The sequence below is a fragment of the Spirosoma sp. KUDC1026 genome, from assembly GCF_013375035.1.
GTDB lineage: Bacteria > Bacteroidota > Bacteroidia > Cytophagales > Spirosomataceae > Spirosoma.
The window spans coordinates 4,920,495-4,936,509 of sequence record NZ_CP056032.1; the positions used below are offsets into that span (position 1 = coordinate 4,920,495).

Annotated in this window: 13 protein-coding genes; 7 read left to right on the forward strand and 6 right to left on the reverse strand. The window is 53.5% G+C overall.

The annotated features are described in order from the left end of the window. Positions 1–293: 293 nt before the first annotated feature. On the reverse strand, positions 294–2,636 hold the full coding sequence (locus tag HU175_RS20580; protein ID WP_176568365.1) for a glycoside hydrolase family 3 protein: 2,343 nt from the start codon (positions 2,634–2,636) through the stop codon (positions 294–296). A gap of 267 nt (positions 2,637–2,903) precedes the next feature. Here HU175_RS20580 and HU175_RS20585 point away from each other — a divergent pair, with 267 nt between their 5' ends. From HU175_RS20585 to HU175_RS20595, 3 genes are all read left to right on the forward strand, one after another. Beyond that, complete coding sequence (locus HU175_RS20585) at positions 2,904–3,500, forward strand: TetR/AcrR family transcriptional regulator (RefSeq protein ID WP_176568366.1); 597 nt, start codon at positions 2,904–2,906, stop codon at positions 3,498–3,500. A gap of 21 nt (positions 3,501–3,521) precedes the next feature. Continuing rightward, positions 3,522–4,667 carry an FAD-dependent oxidoreductase gene (locus HU175_RS20590; protein WP_176568367.1) on the forward strand — a complete coding sequence of 382 codons (1,146 nt, stop codon included), beginning with the start codon at positions 3,522–3,524 and terminating at the stop codon, positions 4,665–4,667. Between the two features lie 158 nt (positions 4,668–4,825). Continuing rightward, positions 4,826–5,626, forward strand: a complete 801-nt coding sequence (locus HU175_RS20595) for an FkbM family methyltransferase (RefSeq protein ID WP_176568368.1) — start codon at positions 4,826–4,828, stop codon at positions 5,624–5,626. 82 nt (positions 5,627–5,708) lie between these two features. Here HU175_RS20595 and HU175_RS20600 read toward each other — a convergent pair whose 3' ends face one another. Next, complete coding sequence (locus tag HU175_RS20600) at positions 5,709–6,590, reverse strand: cupin-like domain-containing protein (protein WP_176568369.1); 882 nt, start codon at positions 6,588–6,590, stop codon at positions 5,709–5,711. Positions 6,591–7,061: 471 nt separating this feature from the next. On the opposite strand from HU175_RS20600, the gene HU175_RS20605 reads away from it, so the two are divergent. Beyond that, positions 7,062–7,685, forward strand: coding sequence for a DUF2306 domain-containing protein (locus HU175_RS20605; protein ID WP_176568370.1), 624 nt, complete (start codon positions 7,062–7,064; stop codon positions 7,683–7,685). On the opposite strand, the gene HU175_RS20610 is transcribed toward HU175_RS20605, so the two are convergent. Then, positions 7,682–8,218: a GNAT family N-acetyltransferase gene (locus tag HU175_RS20610; protein WP_176568371.1), complete on the reverse strand. Its 537-nt coding sequence runs from the start codon at positions 8,216–8,218 to the stop codon at positions 7,682–7,684. The two genes, HU175_RS20605 and HU175_RS20610, sit on opposite strands and share 4 nt — an antisense overlap. A gap of 29 nt (positions 8,219–8,247) precedes the next feature. Then, the gene (locus tag HU175_RS20615; RefSeq protein WP_176568372.1) at positions 8,248–8,646 is read right to left on the reverse strand and encodes a response regulator; all 399 of its coding nucleotides are present in this window, start codon (positions 8,644–8,646) and stop codon (positions 8,248–8,250) included. Between the two features lie 323 nt (positions 8,647–8,969). On the opposite strand from HU175_RS20615, the gene HU175_RS20620 reads away from it, so the two are divergent. Continuing rightward, positions 8,970–12,170 (forward strand): SusC/RagA family TonB-linked outer membrane protein, encoded by a 3,201-nt coding sequence (locus tag HU175_RS20620; protein WP_176568373.1) that lies wholly within the window; start codon positions 8,970–8,972, stop codon positions 12,168–12,170. 13 nt (positions 12,171–12,183) lie between these two features. Next, a complete protein-coding gene (locus tag HU175_RS20625; protein ID WP_176568374.1) occupies positions 12,184–13,638 on the forward strand; it encodes a RagB/SusD family nutrient uptake outer membrane protein in 1,455 nt (484 codons plus the stop codon). 217 nt (positions 13,639–13,855) lie between these two features. On the opposite strand, the gene HU175_RS20630 is transcribed toward HU175_RS20625, so the two are convergent. Further along, positions 13,856–14,419, reverse strand: coding sequence for a hypothetical protein (locus tag HU175_RS20630; RefSeq protein WP_176568375.1), 564 nt, complete (start codon positions 14,417–14,419; stop codon positions 13,856–13,858). A 129-nt stretch (positions 14,420–14,548) separates the two neighbouring features. On the opposite strand from HU175_RS20630, the gene HU175_RS20635 reads away from it, so the two are divergent. Further along, a complete protein-coding gene (locus HU175_RS20635; protein ID WP_176568376.1) occupies positions 14,549–14,995 on the forward strand; it encodes a hypothetical protein in 447 nt (148 codons plus the stop codon). A 28-nt stretch (positions 14,996–15,023) separates the two neighbouring features. Here the strand turns inward: HU175_RS20635 and HU175_RS20640 are convergent, their stop codons facing one another. After that, complete coding sequence (locus HU175_RS20640; protein ID WP_176568377.1) at positions 15,024–15,824, reverse strand: SDR family oxidoreductase; 801 nt, start codon at positions 15,822–15,824, stop codon at positions 15,024–15,026. Positions 15,825–16,015 lie beyond the last annotated feature (191 nt).

Here is a 16,015-nt window from a genome sequence, read left to right on the forward strand (position 1 = left end):
TGTTTTAGGAGGGGGTTAGGGCAGGGCTGTTAAGTTCTGGTTGGCTATACCCCCCGCCCCCTAAAGGGGGAGAAGATTATGCGCAATTTCCTCCCCCTTTAGGGGGCGGGGGGTAAGGCTAGCCGAAGGAAATTTGGTAAGTAGTAGACCCAATCAGAGAACTTAACAACCCTGGGGGCCGGGGGGTGGTAAATAGCAAATTTTAAGGGTTGAGGTTGGGTAAAACGCTGTAGTAATAGAAAAGCCGTAAGAATGACTGTTGTCAGTCTTTCTTCTTTTAGCCAAACCTCGCTTTATTTCCGCAACGCCGGCTTTTGGTACGTAGCGGTACGCTTGTCTTGAATGACGCCTTTCCAGTTAAGGCCATAACCGAAGTCATAGCGGTGCTTCTCCGAGTCGACGTAGGGTGTTACGTCGCGCGGCACGTCCTCGGCCTGCACTTCAACGGCTTTCATATCGGCAGGCATCACCAGCGGTAACAGCGCCGACGGTTCGCTTACGCCGGTCAGAATCTCCAGCAACGCCTGATCTTGTACGCTGAAATGCGCCAGAATTGCCCGCGATTGCGGTTCGAACTCCCGGCAGACGGTCGGGTTAGCCAGTTGAATGATCGTAATCACTGGTTTCCCGTTCATCTTGGCGTATGTCTCCGTCACCATGTCAAGATCCCGGCTGTTGATCGTCTTCGCAGTTTTACCCTTGTACGTCCGGTTCGTAAATTTCTCCAGTGGGTCACCACCGGCGATGCTTGGGTCCCGGCTATCCTGTGCGGTATAATCGTTGTATTGCAGACTGACCGGAACGTAGCCCGTGCCACCAGCTTTGGCATCCTCTTGGCTGTAGCCACCGCCCGAGTCCGGACTCCGGATAAAGGCCAGTGCGAAATCAGCCTCCTCGGGTTTGTCCGTCACCGTAAAGTATTTCTGCGCGATGGCCAGGCTAACTGGCAACTCCAGTTTCTCGGGTGTTTCCATCCCCAGGAAGTTGCGACCAGCGGGCGTAAAACGCTTGGGAATGTATACCTTTTTCCCCTTTGCCAGCGGCAATACGTTCCCCTTGTTTTTCAACATCACCACCGATTTCAGCTGCGCCTGGTAGCCAGCCTGCATAAATTCGGACTGCCCCACCACTCGCTGGGACTCCACCGGATTGAGATAGGGGTTTTCGAACAGCCCCGTCCGAAACATATTCTGTAACAAACGTACCGCCGATTTCTCCAGCCGGGCGCGCATGGCGGCCTCCCCCATATCGCGAACCCCAAGCTTATAGGCTTCCATCACTGGTCCCGCATCGTTGTTTCCGCCAAATTGGTCGGCCCCCGCCAGCAGGATTTTGTAATGCCGTTCACCCACCGTCATTTTCTCCACCCCCCAGGGCTTACCGGTCAGGAAAACGTCTACCGCTGTTTCGTCGGCCGTAATGTTCCAGTCGGTACAGACAACGCCATCATACTTGTACTGACCACGTAACAGATCGTTGATCAGGTATTTGTTGTAGCTGTTACCCACGTTCTCGCCGTTCTTCTTATCCTGTCCGAACGAGATCGTGTAGTACGGCATCACGGCTGCGGCTTTACTGGTTTTCCCATTTAGTTTAAACGCGCCCTCGGTAAACGGCAGCAGGTGCGCATCGAAGTTGTTTCCCGGATAAACCGCGTATTTACCATAGCCATAGTGCGCATCGCGCCCCGCTTCGCCCGAGCCACCACCCGGCCAGTGTTTCACCATCGCGTTGACGCTGGTATAGCCCCATCCGTCCTTAATCTCCTTTTTCCCGGTCGACGTTTGAAAGCCGTCGATATAAGCGCGGGTCAGGTCGGTCGTCAGACGTGGGTCCTCGCCGAACGTACCGCTGAACCGATACCAGCGCGGGTCAGTCGCCAGATCGACCTGGGGCGAGAGGGCCGTAGCAATACCCAGCGCCCGGTACTCCATCGCGGCAATCTGACCAAACTGTTTGGCAACGGCTGGATCGAACGTAGCGGCCAAACCAACTGAGCCGGGCCACATCGAAATCGTCCCACCAGCACCAGCATTGTACTCCGCATCGGCCCGGGTACCGTGGCGCGGGTCAGAGCTGCTGTTGATCGGGATACCCAGGCCCATACCTTCGACCAGCGCCTGCGCATTGTTGTTCCATTCGGCTGCGATGGCTGGGCTCTGCACCGACGTAATCAGGACATGTCGTAGGTTGTCTTTGGTTAGAAACTCGCGCTGCTGATCGGAGAGGTCGGCGGGGTTAGCACCACTCTGCGCAAAGACCTTTCCACCGTATGTGCCGGCGAAAGGACCGCCCGCTGCCGCCGGGATGGGCTGGTGTTTACTGTATAGCATCAGCCCGGCAATCTGCTCGATGCTCATCTTCGACGCCAGGTCTTTGGCGCGTACCTCAACCGGTTGCCGCCAGTCCTCGTAGGGGTCGAGTTTACCATTGCGGTTCAGGTCTTTGAAGGCCCGCCCGCCGATCGACAGTATTTTCAATCCCGATTGGGTTGAGTACGCCATCGTTGGCACACCCTCGGAAGAAAATGTAAGAATACTACCATTTTTCACTCCACTGGGAAAGCCAGTCTGGGACCAGCTGACAGTTGACAGACATCCACTAATCAGGACAGCCAACGTAATTGTACGGATCATTACGAAATAGGTTTAGCACAGTTTGGCAACTTATCCAAAAATCGAACGCAAATCAACCTAAACGAGTGGTTACTTAACAACAACCATCCGGCTAACATCGCTATAGGTCAGACTCCCACCCTCAGCGCTTTTCAACCTACGCCCCATACTCAACCGATTCATTGGTCCAGGGTACCTTACAATTCGTTTTGTCAAAAAATGTAATATAAATGAACGTTTACTTACTATATTTGTTAAGTCAATAATGATTTAACCCATGTCCATTTTATGCGACCCAGAAGCGAAGAAAAAGAACAGGCGATTGTAGCCGTGGCTCTTCAGTTGATTGCCGACGAAGGGCTGGAGAACCTGAGCATGCAGCGGTTGGCAAAAGAAGCGAATATATCTCCTCGCACGATCTACCTGAAGTACGAAAACAAGGAGGATCTGCTCATCAAGCTGTTTATTGAAGAGGTTCTCGACGCTTACGAAACCGCCATCCTGACGGGCTTCGACGAAACCATGGACTTTACCGAAGGTGTGCAGACAATCTGGCTCAACAGCTTCAGCTACCTGACAGCCAACCGACACGCTTTTGTTCTGATGCAGTACGGCAAATCATCGCCCCTGCTGAACAAAGCCTATCAGGAACGCAACATCGAGCAGGCGCATCATTTTGTGCCCATCCACCAGTTTTTGAGCCGGCACAGTCAGGCAGGAATTATTCCCGATTTTCCGTTTGACGTCTACCGAGCGCTGCTCTTTGCCCCCTTGCTTGACCTCGTCAGCGAATATTTCGACTACCTCGACCGCCCCCAACAAATCATTACTGAAAAAACTATACGGGCCTGCTGCCAGGTCGTTATCAATGGATTACGCCGATAATCTTATAAAACAAGTAAGACCATGAGTACCGTAACAAACAAAAAAATAGCCATCGTTGGCGGAGGCCCTGGCGGCCTTACCCTGGCCCGACTCCTGCAACAAAAAGGTGCTGATGTGCACGTATACGAGCGTGATCTCAACCGGGACGCCCGGGTGCAGGGCGCTACACTTGACCTGCACGAAGAATCGGGCCTAATGGCCTTGCAAGCCGCTGGACTGATGGACGCCTTTGTTACGAATCACCGCCCTGGTGCCGACCGGGTCCGTATTGTGGATGCGGACGCTACCATCCATCTGGACGACCACACGAACGAGAATAAGGACGCCAGTCGGCCCGAAATTGATCGCGGTCCCCTGCGCGACATCCTGCTGGATTCGCTCCTGCCCGGTACGGTTGTCTGGAACAGCCACCTGATGGATATGAAACCGCTGGGTGATGGCTGGCAGATCAACTTTCAGAATGATACGTCGGCGGTGGCCGACCTGGTCATTGCCGCCGACGGAGCCAACTCAAAGCTCCGGCCACTCGTTACGTCCATCCGCCCATTCTATTCGGGTGTTACCATCGTGGAAGGCACGGTATACAACTCAGCGATCAACGCACCGGCTGTCCACGAGTTGCTGAAGGGCGGTAAAATTTTTGCCATTAGCGACGAGAAAACGATTATTGTCAGTTCCAAAGGCGACGGGAGTCTGGTCTTCTATACGGGCTGCAAAACGGATGAAGACTGGGTAGGTAGCAGCAGCATTGATTTTAGCCATAAGGCGCAGGTCCGGACCTGGTTCGAGCAGATGTTTGGCGACTGGAACCCAATCTGGCTGGAGCTGATCGATGGAGCAACAACGCCCTTTACGCCCCGTCCGCAGTACTGCATGCCCCTGGACCAGCAGTGGGAAAGCCTGCCCAACCTGACCATGCTGGGCGATGCGGCTCACCTCATGCCGCCCTACGCCGGTGAAGGCGTCAACATGGCTATGCTCGACGCACTGGAGCTGAGCCGCTGCCTGACTGATGAGAACTTTACAAGCACGAAAATGGCCATTGCAGCCTACGAACAGCAGATGCTGCTCCGATTTGCCGATATCGGCGGCATTACGTTACAGCAAACAGCCTCCCTCCATTCGGCCGATGGCCTGATGAATATGCTACTGCTGGTAACGGCCTGATTCGTGAACAGGAAGTGACGTTAAATATCAGATTGTACGTGACTTATCTGATTAGGTGATGTCCCATAGAGAAGAATAAACCAATTGTTACCGCCTACAGCAAGTCGATAACCGGCATACGTCACGCGGTATTGGTCCACCTGGTTTTTCATGTACTTATGCTGAAAACGATCACGAGCGTTACCAAAAAAATTATCGGTATTCATCCGCAACAGGGCGTTCAGCCGCTGCGTAATTTAACCCACGTGGGCTCCACCTTTCACGGTTACCACGTACCGGAGAACTTCCTTACTCCCGACTCGGTCTGTTACTGCATCGGTGCGGGCGAGGACATCTCCTTCGATACAGAACTAAAATACCGGTTCGATTCGCGCGTGTACATCTTCGACCCAATGCCCGAGGGCATTCACCATTTTGAGAAGCTGAAAGAATACGCCAGCCGGAACCAGCCGTTTTCTATTCATACCAGCATTCCGTTTACGTACCGCGTTAACAAAGAGCAGGTGGACGCCATAACGTTCGTGGAGGTCGGCGTGTGGGATGCCAAAACGAAGCTCAAGTTTTTTGCCCCCGACCGCGACGACTACCCTTCCCACTCGGTTTATCTGTTTCAGGACACGGGTAAGTACATCGAAGCGCCTGTTGATCGGTTGAGCAATCTGATGAAACAACTCGGTCATCAATCGGTCGATCTGGTTAAGATGGAAATCGAAGGGGCCGAATATACCGTGATCGACACCATCGTGGACGACAAGCTGGACGTCAAGGTCATTCTGGTCGAATTTGACGAGGTATTCAACACCAAAGACAAACTCTTCCATTTCCGGATCAAAAAATCCTGCGATAAACTGAAAAAAGCGGGCTACGTACTCGTGCATTCAACGGAAAACCTCAAACGCACGTTTGTCCGGCGGGACGTGTATGAGACGCTTAAAGCGCAGGAGTTGGGATTGAACTAGTCATCTTTATACCACAAACGTAACGCGGGCGGCCCGTTCCCATTGGAATCAGGCCGCCCGCGTTTTTATTGATGCAACCGGATCAGTTAAACTTCTCCTGGATGTCCATCAGTTTTCCCAGCGTTTTAGCGTATAGCAGGGCGGGTTTGGCGATACCAGGCCGGTACTGCTGCCAGGATTTGTAGTTGTCGCGGGTAAAATCGTCCCAGTTACCCGCGTTCAGCTGCACCCGGCCCAGTGAAATACATGGTTCATGAATCCGGGTTGTATGCCACCATTTTGTCGGAAACAGGATAGTTTCGCCCTCTTCCACGATTACCCGAATCGGCTCTACGTTCTGGAATAGGGGGAATTTCTCGTAGTCGGGATTAAATACGTCGACCTGGGAGATTTTGTCGTTGTCAGGCCGGGGATACATGAACGCAGCCTGCTCGGGTGGGAAAAGAATAAATTCTTTCGAGCCGTAAAGCTGGGTGATCTGCGTATGCAGGTACAGCGCATCGACGTGCAGAAACGGAAAACTAGCCCCGTTTCCCCCGAAAAAGAACTCGTAGATATCAGTCCCGTGCAGCATAAAATTAGGCAGCAGCGGGTGGTTGATCCGGTCCGATTTGCCGTAGATGATCTCCGGTTTCAGATCGTCCAGCAATTCAGGACAATGGTTTTTGATATTGAGGTTGAACGGGTAGGGCGCTGGATTTTCGGGCGTCGACTCCATCATCATGTCGACGTACTGCGACAGCGTGTAGGTTTTTCCTTTGATCTCCTTCGTCATGTGGCCATACGCCTTCTTAAAGAAATCGGGCGTCAGTTTTCCCATCGCCGACCAATCTCGGGTGGCATCGGTTACAACAACGGGCAGTTCGGGTTCAATGTATTGTTCCAGCAACTCCTGGCGGGAAAGATTGCTTCGCTTGTCGACCTTCCTAACGGTCTGCCGATTAGTTACTTCTGTTGTAACCATACACTAGATTAAGTATAATTTTTCAAGATTACTTTCTTCTTATAAGAATGAGTTTTATCGCTTTTGTCACTCCAGAATTAAAATTTTCCATCATAGCAGTCTGCTTGTATTCACTCCTGATAATCAGCAAACTCTATAGCCTTCCAATTGAGCCATTTTGTTTGAATAGTATTGTTTTAATAGTTTCTCGGAACTGGTAAACGACAGTATAGTTCTGACCTGACTCATTCGGTTCTTAGCAATCAGAGCAGTAAACTATACGAAAACAATAAGGGACATCAGTGCTAATTACTCTCAGAAACGAAAAAGGGAAGCCATGCCCGACCGTCCCCTTTCATCTACTACTTTTCCTGAAGCGCCTACTTTATCCGTCTCTATTCCCTGTCTATCCCGGAAAACCACCGCTTTGTCGCTTTTCAACCCCGTAGTTAAGTAGCGCTATTTACTTTAGCTGATACAAACGCCAGTACCATGCTTACCCTCGTCAGAAAGACGTTTAACTACGTTGGTTATTTCCTGATTGTCGCCGTTGCGATCTACGCGCTGACGTTCTTTGTGCCCGGCCTGCACGATGGTTTTCTGCAACACAAACCGCTGGGGAGTCTGCTCTGGCGGCTTGCCTTCTGGACGCACGTTCTGCTGGGGGCAACGGCACTGGTGCTGGGACCAATTCAGTTTTCGACCCGGATGCGGGCGCGTCGACTGGCGCTGCACCGGCAACTTGGTAAGGTATACGTTGTCAGTATTCTGATAGCCAGCGCCGTAGCGTTTTACATTTCTTGGTTTGCCGATACGGGCTGGATTGCGGCAGCAGGCTTTGCCGGTCTGGCCGTGGCTTGGTTCTACACCACCTGGCAGGCCTACGCGACAGTTCGGCGGGGCGAGTTGCGGCTGCATCAGCAGTGGATGTACCGGAGTTACGCCCTCACGCTGGCGGCCGTTACGTTACGCATCATCCTGCCGCTGGAACTGGCGGTATTTCATCTCCCGTTTCCTGTGGCCTACCGCATTGTAGCCTGGCTCTGCTGGGTACCCAATCTGGTTGTGGCCGAGTGGTTCTTCGTTCGCCGAAAGCACCAGCTCAGGTTTGGTTAGACAATCTCGTGGACTGACAAAGGTGGAGTTGGATTGATCGGATACGGTTGCAGGGTATACTGGAACCAGGATACGCTCCGCCAGGCACCCATCTTGTAACCGACGTTATGGTACGTTCCGACGAGGTCGAAACCCATTGACCGGTGGAAGAAATCACTTTTTGGATTCGGGATCGTAATGCCCGCGTATGCGGTATAATACCCCTGCCGCCGAAGGAAATCAAACAGATGGTCGTAGAGCTGCCGACCAATACCCTGCCGGTGGCCGTCAGCATGAATATACACCGACGTATCGACCGACCATTGATACCCGGCCCGGTCGTGGTGCTTCGACGCGTACGCGTAGCCCAGCACATGTCCGTCTGCTTCGGCAACCAGATACGGCAGCTGCTGCTGAATGGTTTCAATTCGCCGGGTAAACTCCGTCAGCGACGGCACCTCATACTCCAGAGACACAAACGAATCGGCGACGTAAGGGGCGTAGATAGCCAGCAGGGCAGGCGCATCGGCGAGGGTAGCAAAACGGATCGTCATAACCCCGGTAAGATAACGAAACCGGACAGTTAGACGAAATAACCCGCCAGGCAAAGCTCATCGGCAAAATCACGCCATTCTTTGAAGCTGGTCGGTTTAGGGGTTACCTGATATACGTTCATGTCCTGCGCTTTTGACACAATCTCGTTGTTCAGGCTCTGGCTGAACAGCACCGTTTTCAGCGTACTGGTATCCGGATTTGCCTTTAGTGCTTCAATAATTTTCAGGCCATCATCACCCGGCAGGTAATAATCGACCACCAGTAACGAAGGCAAGTGGTCACTGTGAGACAATTGCTGCATCAACGAGGAGCCGTCCGGAAAGCTCATAACCTGGCAACTCAGGTTCTCCCGCTGAAATGCCCGTTGAATGACATCAACAACGTTTTGGTCATCGTCAACCAGCCAGATGGTCGCTTTCTGTTTCATAGGTCGTATTGATCAATCGCTCGTCTTACACCACTCAACTATCGTACTTACCATACAGAAAGCAATCCGGATGCAGCCTTACTATTCGTACAAGCGAAAAATCAACCGGATTGTTACGTTCGTCGTCGTTCTGCCCCCTTTTGCTTGCTGGATGTAGTCAGTTTCTTTCCGGGCCATTAGTCCGAACTGACAGCTATGGTCGCCAATTTAAAAATCGCATTAAAATTTTTCAATTCTATGCTCGTCTAGCACGTAATATTGTGCTGCTGATCCAGCCAGTAGAAAATTTGCTAATCAGGTATTCATCAGTTAACTCAATCAGTATGCTTGTACCATTACGCATAAAAGTCCGGCGCGGCATCCACCTCTGGGCAAGTGTAGCCCTCCTGCTCCTTCTGGCGCAGGTCAGCCTGGCACAAACGCTCATTACGGGCACCGTCACCGATGCCGCCAACGGCGAGAAACTGGCCGGAACAACGGTTCAGGTTAAAGGAACCTCGGTGGGAGCCACTACCGATGCCGCGGGTAAATACCAGCTCAATCTGCCCGCGGGCGGTACGGTGCTGGTATTTTCCTTTATTGGCTATCAGCCACTGGAAGTCACCGTTGGCAATCGCAGCGTGGTTGATGCCAGACTGACTGCTACTGACAACGCCCTGAGCGAAGTTGTCGTTGTGGGCTACGGCGTGCAGAACCGGCGCGACATCACCACATCGATCGGCTCCGTTCGGGCGAAGGATCTGGCGAACCAGCCCGTGCCCAGCTTCGACCAGGCGCTGGCGGCCAAAATTGCCGGGGTGCAGGTAACGCAGACCTCGGGCGCGCCCGGTGCAGCCCTGTCGGTTCGGGTACGCGGCACGGGGTCCATCAGCGCGGGGAACGATCCGCTCTACGTAGTCGATGGAATTCCGCTTTCGCGCGATACCAAGTTTGCCACCGGCAGCACGAACACGCAGTTTCCCGACAACCCGATCAACGTCCTGAGTACGCTCAACACCGACGATATCGAGAGCATCGAAGTCCTGAAAGATGCGTCGGCCGCGGCCATCTACGGATCGCGGGGGTCCAATGGCGTGGTGCTGCTAACTACCAAACGGGGCAAGGAAGGCAAGACGGTCGTGAACTACGATACGTACGTGGGGGTGCAGCAGGTATCAAAAAAGATCGACCTGCTTAACGCCTACGAATACGCTCAGTTGAGCTACGAAGCGAAAAACAACGCCTACCTCGATCGCAACCCAACCGGCAAGCCCACCGACTCGAACGACATCCGCAACCGGGGCGTGGGGGCCCCCAGTACGTTAATTCAGCCCGAAATTGTTCCGTACCTGAACGGGCAGGCAAATCTAACCGATACCGACTGGCAGGATGCTATTTTTCGGTCAGCGCCCATCCAGAATCATACGATCTCCATCTCTGGCGGTAAAGACAATGTTAGATTCTACGTATCGGGCAACTACCTCAACCAGCGGGGGGTAGTTATCAGTTCGGGCTACAAACGGTACAGCGCCCGCGCCAATGTCGAAATTAAAACAGGGCGGCTGACGGTCGGTGCGAACCTCAACCCAACGTACGGCTACCACGATCTGGTGAAGGCAGAAGGTCCGTATCTGGGCGAAGGGGTGGTTGGTCTGGCGCTGCAGCTCGCGCCGATCTGGCCGGCAACCAACGCTGACGGCTCGTACAATTTTGGTGGCAACGCCTGGGGCTACGGCGCTACGTCGATTCTGAACCCGGTAGCTATTGCCAATCAGGTGTCCGACAAACTGAGCCAGATCCGGATATTGGGCAATACGTACGCGCAGTACGACATCATTGATGGCCTCTCCTACCGGCTCAATCTGGGGACTGATGTAAACAGCTTCCAGCGGGATTACTACCGGCCCTCAACGCTCGAGATCCGGGACCGCAAAGGCCCATCGACGCCAACGGGTTTCTCACGGGCGCAGAACTTTGTGAACTGGCTGGTCGAGAATACGCTGAACTACAACCGCTCGTTCGGAGCGCATACCGTGTCGGCGCTGGCGGGTTTTACGGCCCAGAAAGACCGGCGCATCGCCAACGAACTAACGGCCACCAACTTCCCGAACGACCTGGTCTACACGCTGAACGCCGGGCAGGTATCGTCGGGAAGTTCCGACATTCAGGAGTGGTCGCTGCTGTCGTACCTGGGCCGGGTGCAGTACGATTACAACGGCAAGTACCTGTTTTCGGGCGCGATCCGGGCGGACGGTTCCTCCCGCTTCGGGCGCGACAATCGCTGGGGGTACTTCCCATCGGTGTCGGCAGGCTGGAACATCTCGCAGGAGTCTTTTCTGAAGTCATCGACCTGGCTGAGCGACCTGAAACTGCGGGCCAGCTACGGCCTGACGGGTAACTTTCAGATTCCCAACTACGGGTCGGTCAGCCTGCTGACGTACCAGAACTATATCCTGGGCAATGAGACAATCGTTAGTGGGCTGGCTCCGGGCAACTCGGCCAACGACCGGCTGCGCTGGGAAAAAACAGCCATGCTCGACGTAGGCTTCGATTTGAGTTTCTGGCGCAACCGCCTGAACCTGACCGTCGACTATTATGACGCTAACACCTCGGACCTGTTGCTGAACGTACCGGTCCCCCGCGCGTCGGGTTTCAGCACCGAATTGCAGAACATCGGCAAAGTGAACAACAAAGGGATTGAAGTCACCCTGGGAACCCGGCAGACGTTCGGCAAACTGATCTGGGACGGCAGCCTGAACTTCGCCAGTAACCGCAACCGCGTCAAGGCACTTGGCCCCGCCGGCGATCCGATCATTACGCAGGGTGGCGTAGCGGGCGCGCAGTTCATTACGCAGATCGATCGTCCGATTGGTGAGTACTACACCATGATCAACGACGGTGTTTTCAAAAATCAGGCGGAGATTGACGCTTACCCGCACGTATCGACGACCCGCCCCGGCGATTTCAAGTTCCGGGATACGGATGGGAATGGAACAATCGACTTTAACCGTGACCGGGCCATTACGGGCAGCTATTTTCCCAAATTCACCTTTGGTTTCAACAGCAACCTGGCCTACCGGGGTTTCGATCTGGGCGTTGCCGTGCAGGGCGTACAGGGTCACAAGATCCTGAACCTGATCCGGCGGTATATCTACAACCTGGAAGGTAACGGCAACCTGTTCCGGGGAGCGCTCGACCGCTGGCAGTCGCCCGATAATCCGGGCAATGGTATCGTAAACCGGGCCAACCGACTGGCGTCGGGTTCGAACGGCGAGATCTCGACCTGGCACATTGAAGATGGTTCCTACGTTCGTATTCGCACCCTCACGCTGGGCTACACGCTTCCGTCGACGCTTATGCAGCGCTGGCACATGAACCGGGCGCGCATCTATGTAACGGGGCAAAACCTGTTCACATTCACTAAATACCTGGGCTATAACCCGGAGGTAAACAGCCGCCCGGACAGCGCTCTTTCGTCGGGGGAAGATTACGGTACGTATCCCCTGCCCCGTACGATGTCGGTTGGTCTTAACCTGTCTTTCTAACCCACCCAGCGCCATGAAAAAAACACGCTTTCAGTCAATAAGTAGCGCAGCACTCTTTCAACTTCCGTTGCGGCACTCTTTCAACTTCCGTTGCGGCACTCTTTTGCTCTTTGTCACGCTTATACTAACAGCTTGCCGCAAAGACTTCCTTGATCTGTCGCCCCTGTCGCAGCCCAACGTGGATAATTTTTACAGGACACCCAGCGACTTCAATAATGCCGTCAACGGGGCCTATGATGCTTTACAGAACCCCAGCCAGTACGGCAGCGAGTTCAACACAATCATCGAAGCCCGCAGCGACAACGTCTTGGACAACGATCCTTCGTCGGGTTCTGGCTTGCGGTACAACATCGACCGGTTTATTGAACCAACGACGAATACGGTATTGCGCGATACCTGGGGCAGCCTGTACACGGGTATCAACCGCTGCAACCTGATTCTGGACAAGATCGATGCCGTGACAATGGACGCTACCCTTAAGGCGCGTTACAAGGGCGAAGCTCAGTTTATCCGCGCCCTGTCATATTTCAATCTGGTCCGGCTGTGGGGCAAGGTACCCCTGGTTCTGACGGCCGGTACTACTGCCGACGCCCGGTCGTACACCCGCAACGAAGTGGCGGCCATTTATGCCGCTATCGAAACCGACCTGACGGCGGCAATAGCGGGTCTGCCCGCCAGTTATACCGGCAACGACATTGGCCGGGCCACGTCGGGATCGGCGCGCGGTCTGCTGGGTAAAGTGTACGTAACGGAAAAGAAATACGACCTGGCCGTATCAACGCTGCGCGAACTGGTTACCGGCACGCGCTATCAGCTATTACCGAACGTGGCTGATGTCTTTGCCGTGACGAACAAGAACAACGCCGAACTGCTGTTTGCGGTGAAGTACCGGAAAGGTGGTTTATTGGGCGAAGGGCACGGCTCCTGGTTCGGCACCAGCATTGGCGACAATATCGAACCGTCCCTGCGGGCGGCTTACCCGACTGGCGACAAACGGCTACCGCTCACCGTTCAGGTGCCGGTACCAAGCAGTATCAACGCCGTTCCTCGAAAGTTTTATGATGAACTGTCTTCAACCAACGACGTAGGTAACGACTTTCCGGTATTACGTTTCGCTGACGTGCTGCTACTCTATGCCGAAGCCCTGAACCAGGTGGGCTACCAGGCCAACGGCGATGCCTTCATGGCCTTGAACAGGGTTCGGACCCGGGCGGGGGTCGCTACGTACACCAGCGCTCAGCTCCCCACAAAAGAAGCTTTTCAGACGGCCGTCATTGCCGAGCGCCGGCTGGAACTAGCCCTTGAAAGCGACCGCTGGTTCGACCTCATCCGGACGGGCACCGCCGTCGAAGCGATCAAAGTAACGGGTATCACCATGCCCGCTTACCGGGTTCTTTACCCAATTCCGCAGTCTGAAATTGATGTGTACAATAATCCAACTACGTTCCCGCAGAATCAGGGGTATTGAGCGGGTGTTCTGACCACCGGCATGGGCCGCCCCGCCTACCCCCTCCTGTTCTAGGAGGGGATAAAAAAGGTCACTTCTGAATGTTCCCCCTCCTAATTTTCTAGGAGGGGGCAGGGGGTGGTAAATAGCGAAAAAAGAGGCCGATTTAACTCTTCGTAAAACTCATATAAGAACCGCCCGGCTCGCTATCCAGCAAGTCGGGCGGTTCGTTTACGCATCAATCGTTTGTCGGCGGCAAGGGCGGTATATCCCGTGAATCAAACCCACGATTGTTCCGGGACCATTCTTCCCGACCGTTTTTTACCCTGAATTGCCATTCTAGGCCGCCATGAACGAGTATGACGTCCATCATCAGCAGCCCGTTTCCAAGGTCATTAACGGATTGATATTTCTCCATAAACGGTTCCCCATAGCTGATCAGATTCGCAACCGGTGCAGTATCCGTTATTTGAAAAATCGAGTCTGCCCGCACGGCTGATTCAACAATCACAACAATACCCTTCCAGACAGCCCAGCGCGTTGGCGGATGATCAATAATTTCGTTGAGGAAATACACATCCGATAGATTACAGGTATAGCCTTCTTCTGCTTCCCGTAGGTTTACCCGCACAGCCCTCTTTTTTCTGCCGGCAAACATCTCGATGAAACTGGGCAGTACGTTGTCTTTGAAAACGATGTGCTGTAACGGAATTGGCGGTTTGGACTGACCACGTACACCAGGTACGCCCAGTAACAAAGTAAGGATAAGGCAGAGCGGACATACGCAACGTAGTCGTTTCATAAATACACCGGGGAACAGGATGTAAATCAGCGTGAGCGATGCTCAACGAATGACCTACCAGTGACAAAAATTGCTGGCTTCAGTTATACTGAGCGATTTCTGTCACTTATTCCATATCAATCGACGGTTATGAAAACGATCTTCGCCTTTTTTCTGCTGCTTGGACAGGTTACACTAGCCCGGCCAGGTCAGGCCCAGCCAGGTCAGGTTGCCAATTACTCAACTGGCAAACCCGGCACCGACGGGTACGAAGAATTCTCGTTCTGGGTTCGGAACAATACAGCGTCGACTATCTCATACGTGTATGGGCGCGACCGTAAAGAAGCTAAAGTGAAGTACCTCGGTAAAAGCAGCCTGAACGGCAAACCCGCTTTCAAGCTGGGACTCCCCAATGGTGTAACCTTATACGCCGTTCCGCTGGACATTACGTTAATGATCACCGATCGACCTGGTAAGTACGTCAAGCGGTTCTCCTGGCAGTACGAAGGCCCCGTTAATGGGGTTGGTACGTTCTGTCAGCCCTGCGCGCCGGACGAACGCTCGGCCATGCGATTACTTAAGGGCTATTACCTGTAGCACGGCGAGACAGGCTGGCGCAAATCGCCTACATCTCATAGTGCTTTCTAATCATGCGCTCGTAGACCCCCGTAGGCAGCAGGCGTTTTAAGAGAACCGAGAATTTTTCCAGCGGTTTACCGACGCGATACGCCCGTTCGACCTGGGGAGACTGAATAATTTTTTCGATTAGTGGTCCGAATACGTCCGGCGCAATCCCCTGACTAACGCTCTCATCAATGAGTTCGTAGGTGCGGTCGAAGGTCTTTTTATAGACACTATTGGCTGGCAGCGACACCTTCAGCCGGTTTTTGTTGATATCAGTCCGGGTGCCGCCAGGCTGAACGTAGCAAGCCTGTACACCAAACGGAGCCAGTTCCAGCCGCAGCGCTTCAGTGAGTCGGTCAACAGCCGCTTTGCTGGCACTATAAGCCCCGCGATAAGGCAAACCTGCCTCTGCCGCAATCGAGCTGACATTGATGATCAGCCCGGATCTCTGCGCCCGCATGGTTGGTAATACCGCCTGAATGGTCCGAATAACGCCAACCACGTTGGTATCGAACACCCGTTGTACGTCAGCAATAGGCAAGGATTCAACCGGAGCCGCAATACCGAGCCCGGCGTTGTTAATCAGCACGTCCAGCCGTCCCTGCTCCGTCAAAATACGCTGAATAGCAGCCTGAATACTGGATTCACTGCATACATCCAGGTTCAGCGTACGAAATGGTTTGGTGAGTTGTTCGATGCTACGGGAGGTGCCGTATACAATGTGTCCCTGCTTGACCAGATAACTGGCAATATGTTCACCCAGCCCGGTAGAGGCCCCGGTTATCAGTATAACTTTCGACATGGCGTTTGTTCGCTGCTTTCAAGAGCGGGCACGAAGTTAAGCGTTCCGGACGCAAAACCGATTCAGCGAATGAGCTCGGCCTGGTATCGTTTGTATGCGTTCGATCATTCGTCTGGTTGTTAGCGCTGATAGCCCACAAACATCTAAAGTCTACTTAACTACCTGACTTATAAACGATTAAAAATAAATCA

What these genes read in the sequence shown, in the direction of transcription:
- HU175_RS20580 (WP_176568365.1), bottom strand. Translation starts at nt 2,636, where the DNA reads ATGATCCGTACAATTACGTTGGCTGTCCTGATTAGTGGATGTCTGTCA.
- HU175_RS20585 (WP_176568366.1), top strand. Translation starts at nt 2,904, where the DNA reads ATGCGACCCAGAAGCGAAGAAAAAGAACAGGCGATTGTAGCCGTGGCT.
- HU175_RS20590 (WP_176568367.1), top strand. Translation starts at nt 3,522, where the DNA reads ATGAGTACCGTAACAAACAAAAAAATAGCCATCGTTGGCGGAGGCCCT.
- HU175_RS20595 (WP_176568368.1), top strand. Translation starts at nt 4,826, where the DNA reads ATGCTGAAAACGATCACGAGCGTTACCAAAAAAATTATCGGTATTCAT.
- HU175_RS20600 (WP_176568369.1), bottom strand. Translation starts at nt 6,590, where the DNA reads ATGGTTACAACAGAAGTAACTAATCGGCAGACCGTTAGGAAGGTCGAC.
- HU175_RS20605 (WP_176568370.1), top strand. Translation starts at nt 7,062, where the DNA reads ATGCTTACCCTCGTCAGAAAGACGTTTAACTACGTTGGTTATTTCCTG.
- HU175_RS20610 (WP_176568371.1), bottom strand. Translation starts at nt 8,218, where the DNA reads ATGACGATCCGTTTTGCTACCCTCGCCGATGCGCCTGCCCTGCTGGCT.
- HU175_RS20615 (WP_176568372.1), bottom strand. Translation starts at nt 8,646, where the DNA reads ATGAAACAGAAAGCGACCATCTGGCTGGTTGACGATGACCAAAACGTT.
- HU175_RS20620 (WP_176568373.1), top strand. Translation starts at nt 8,970, where the DNA reads ATGCTTGTACCATTACGCATAAAAGTCCGGCGCGGCATCCACCTCTGG.
- HU175_RS20625 (WP_176568374.1), top strand. Translation starts at nt 12,184, where the DNA reads ATGAAAAAAACACGCTTTCAGTCAATAAGTAGCGCAGCACTCTTTCAA.
- HU175_RS20630 (WP_176568375.1), bottom strand. Translation starts at nt 14,419, where the DNA reads ATGAAACGACTACGTTGCGTATGTCCGCTCTGCCTTATCCTTACTTTG.
- HU175_RS20635 (WP_176568376.1), top strand. Translation starts at nt 14,549, where the DNA reads ATGAAAACGATCTTCGCCTTTTTTCTGCTGCTTGGACAGGTTACACTA.
- HU175_RS20640 (WP_176568377.1), bottom strand. Translation starts at nt 15,824, where the DNA reads ATGTCGAAAGTTATACTGATAACCGGGGCCTCTACCGGGCTGGGTGAA.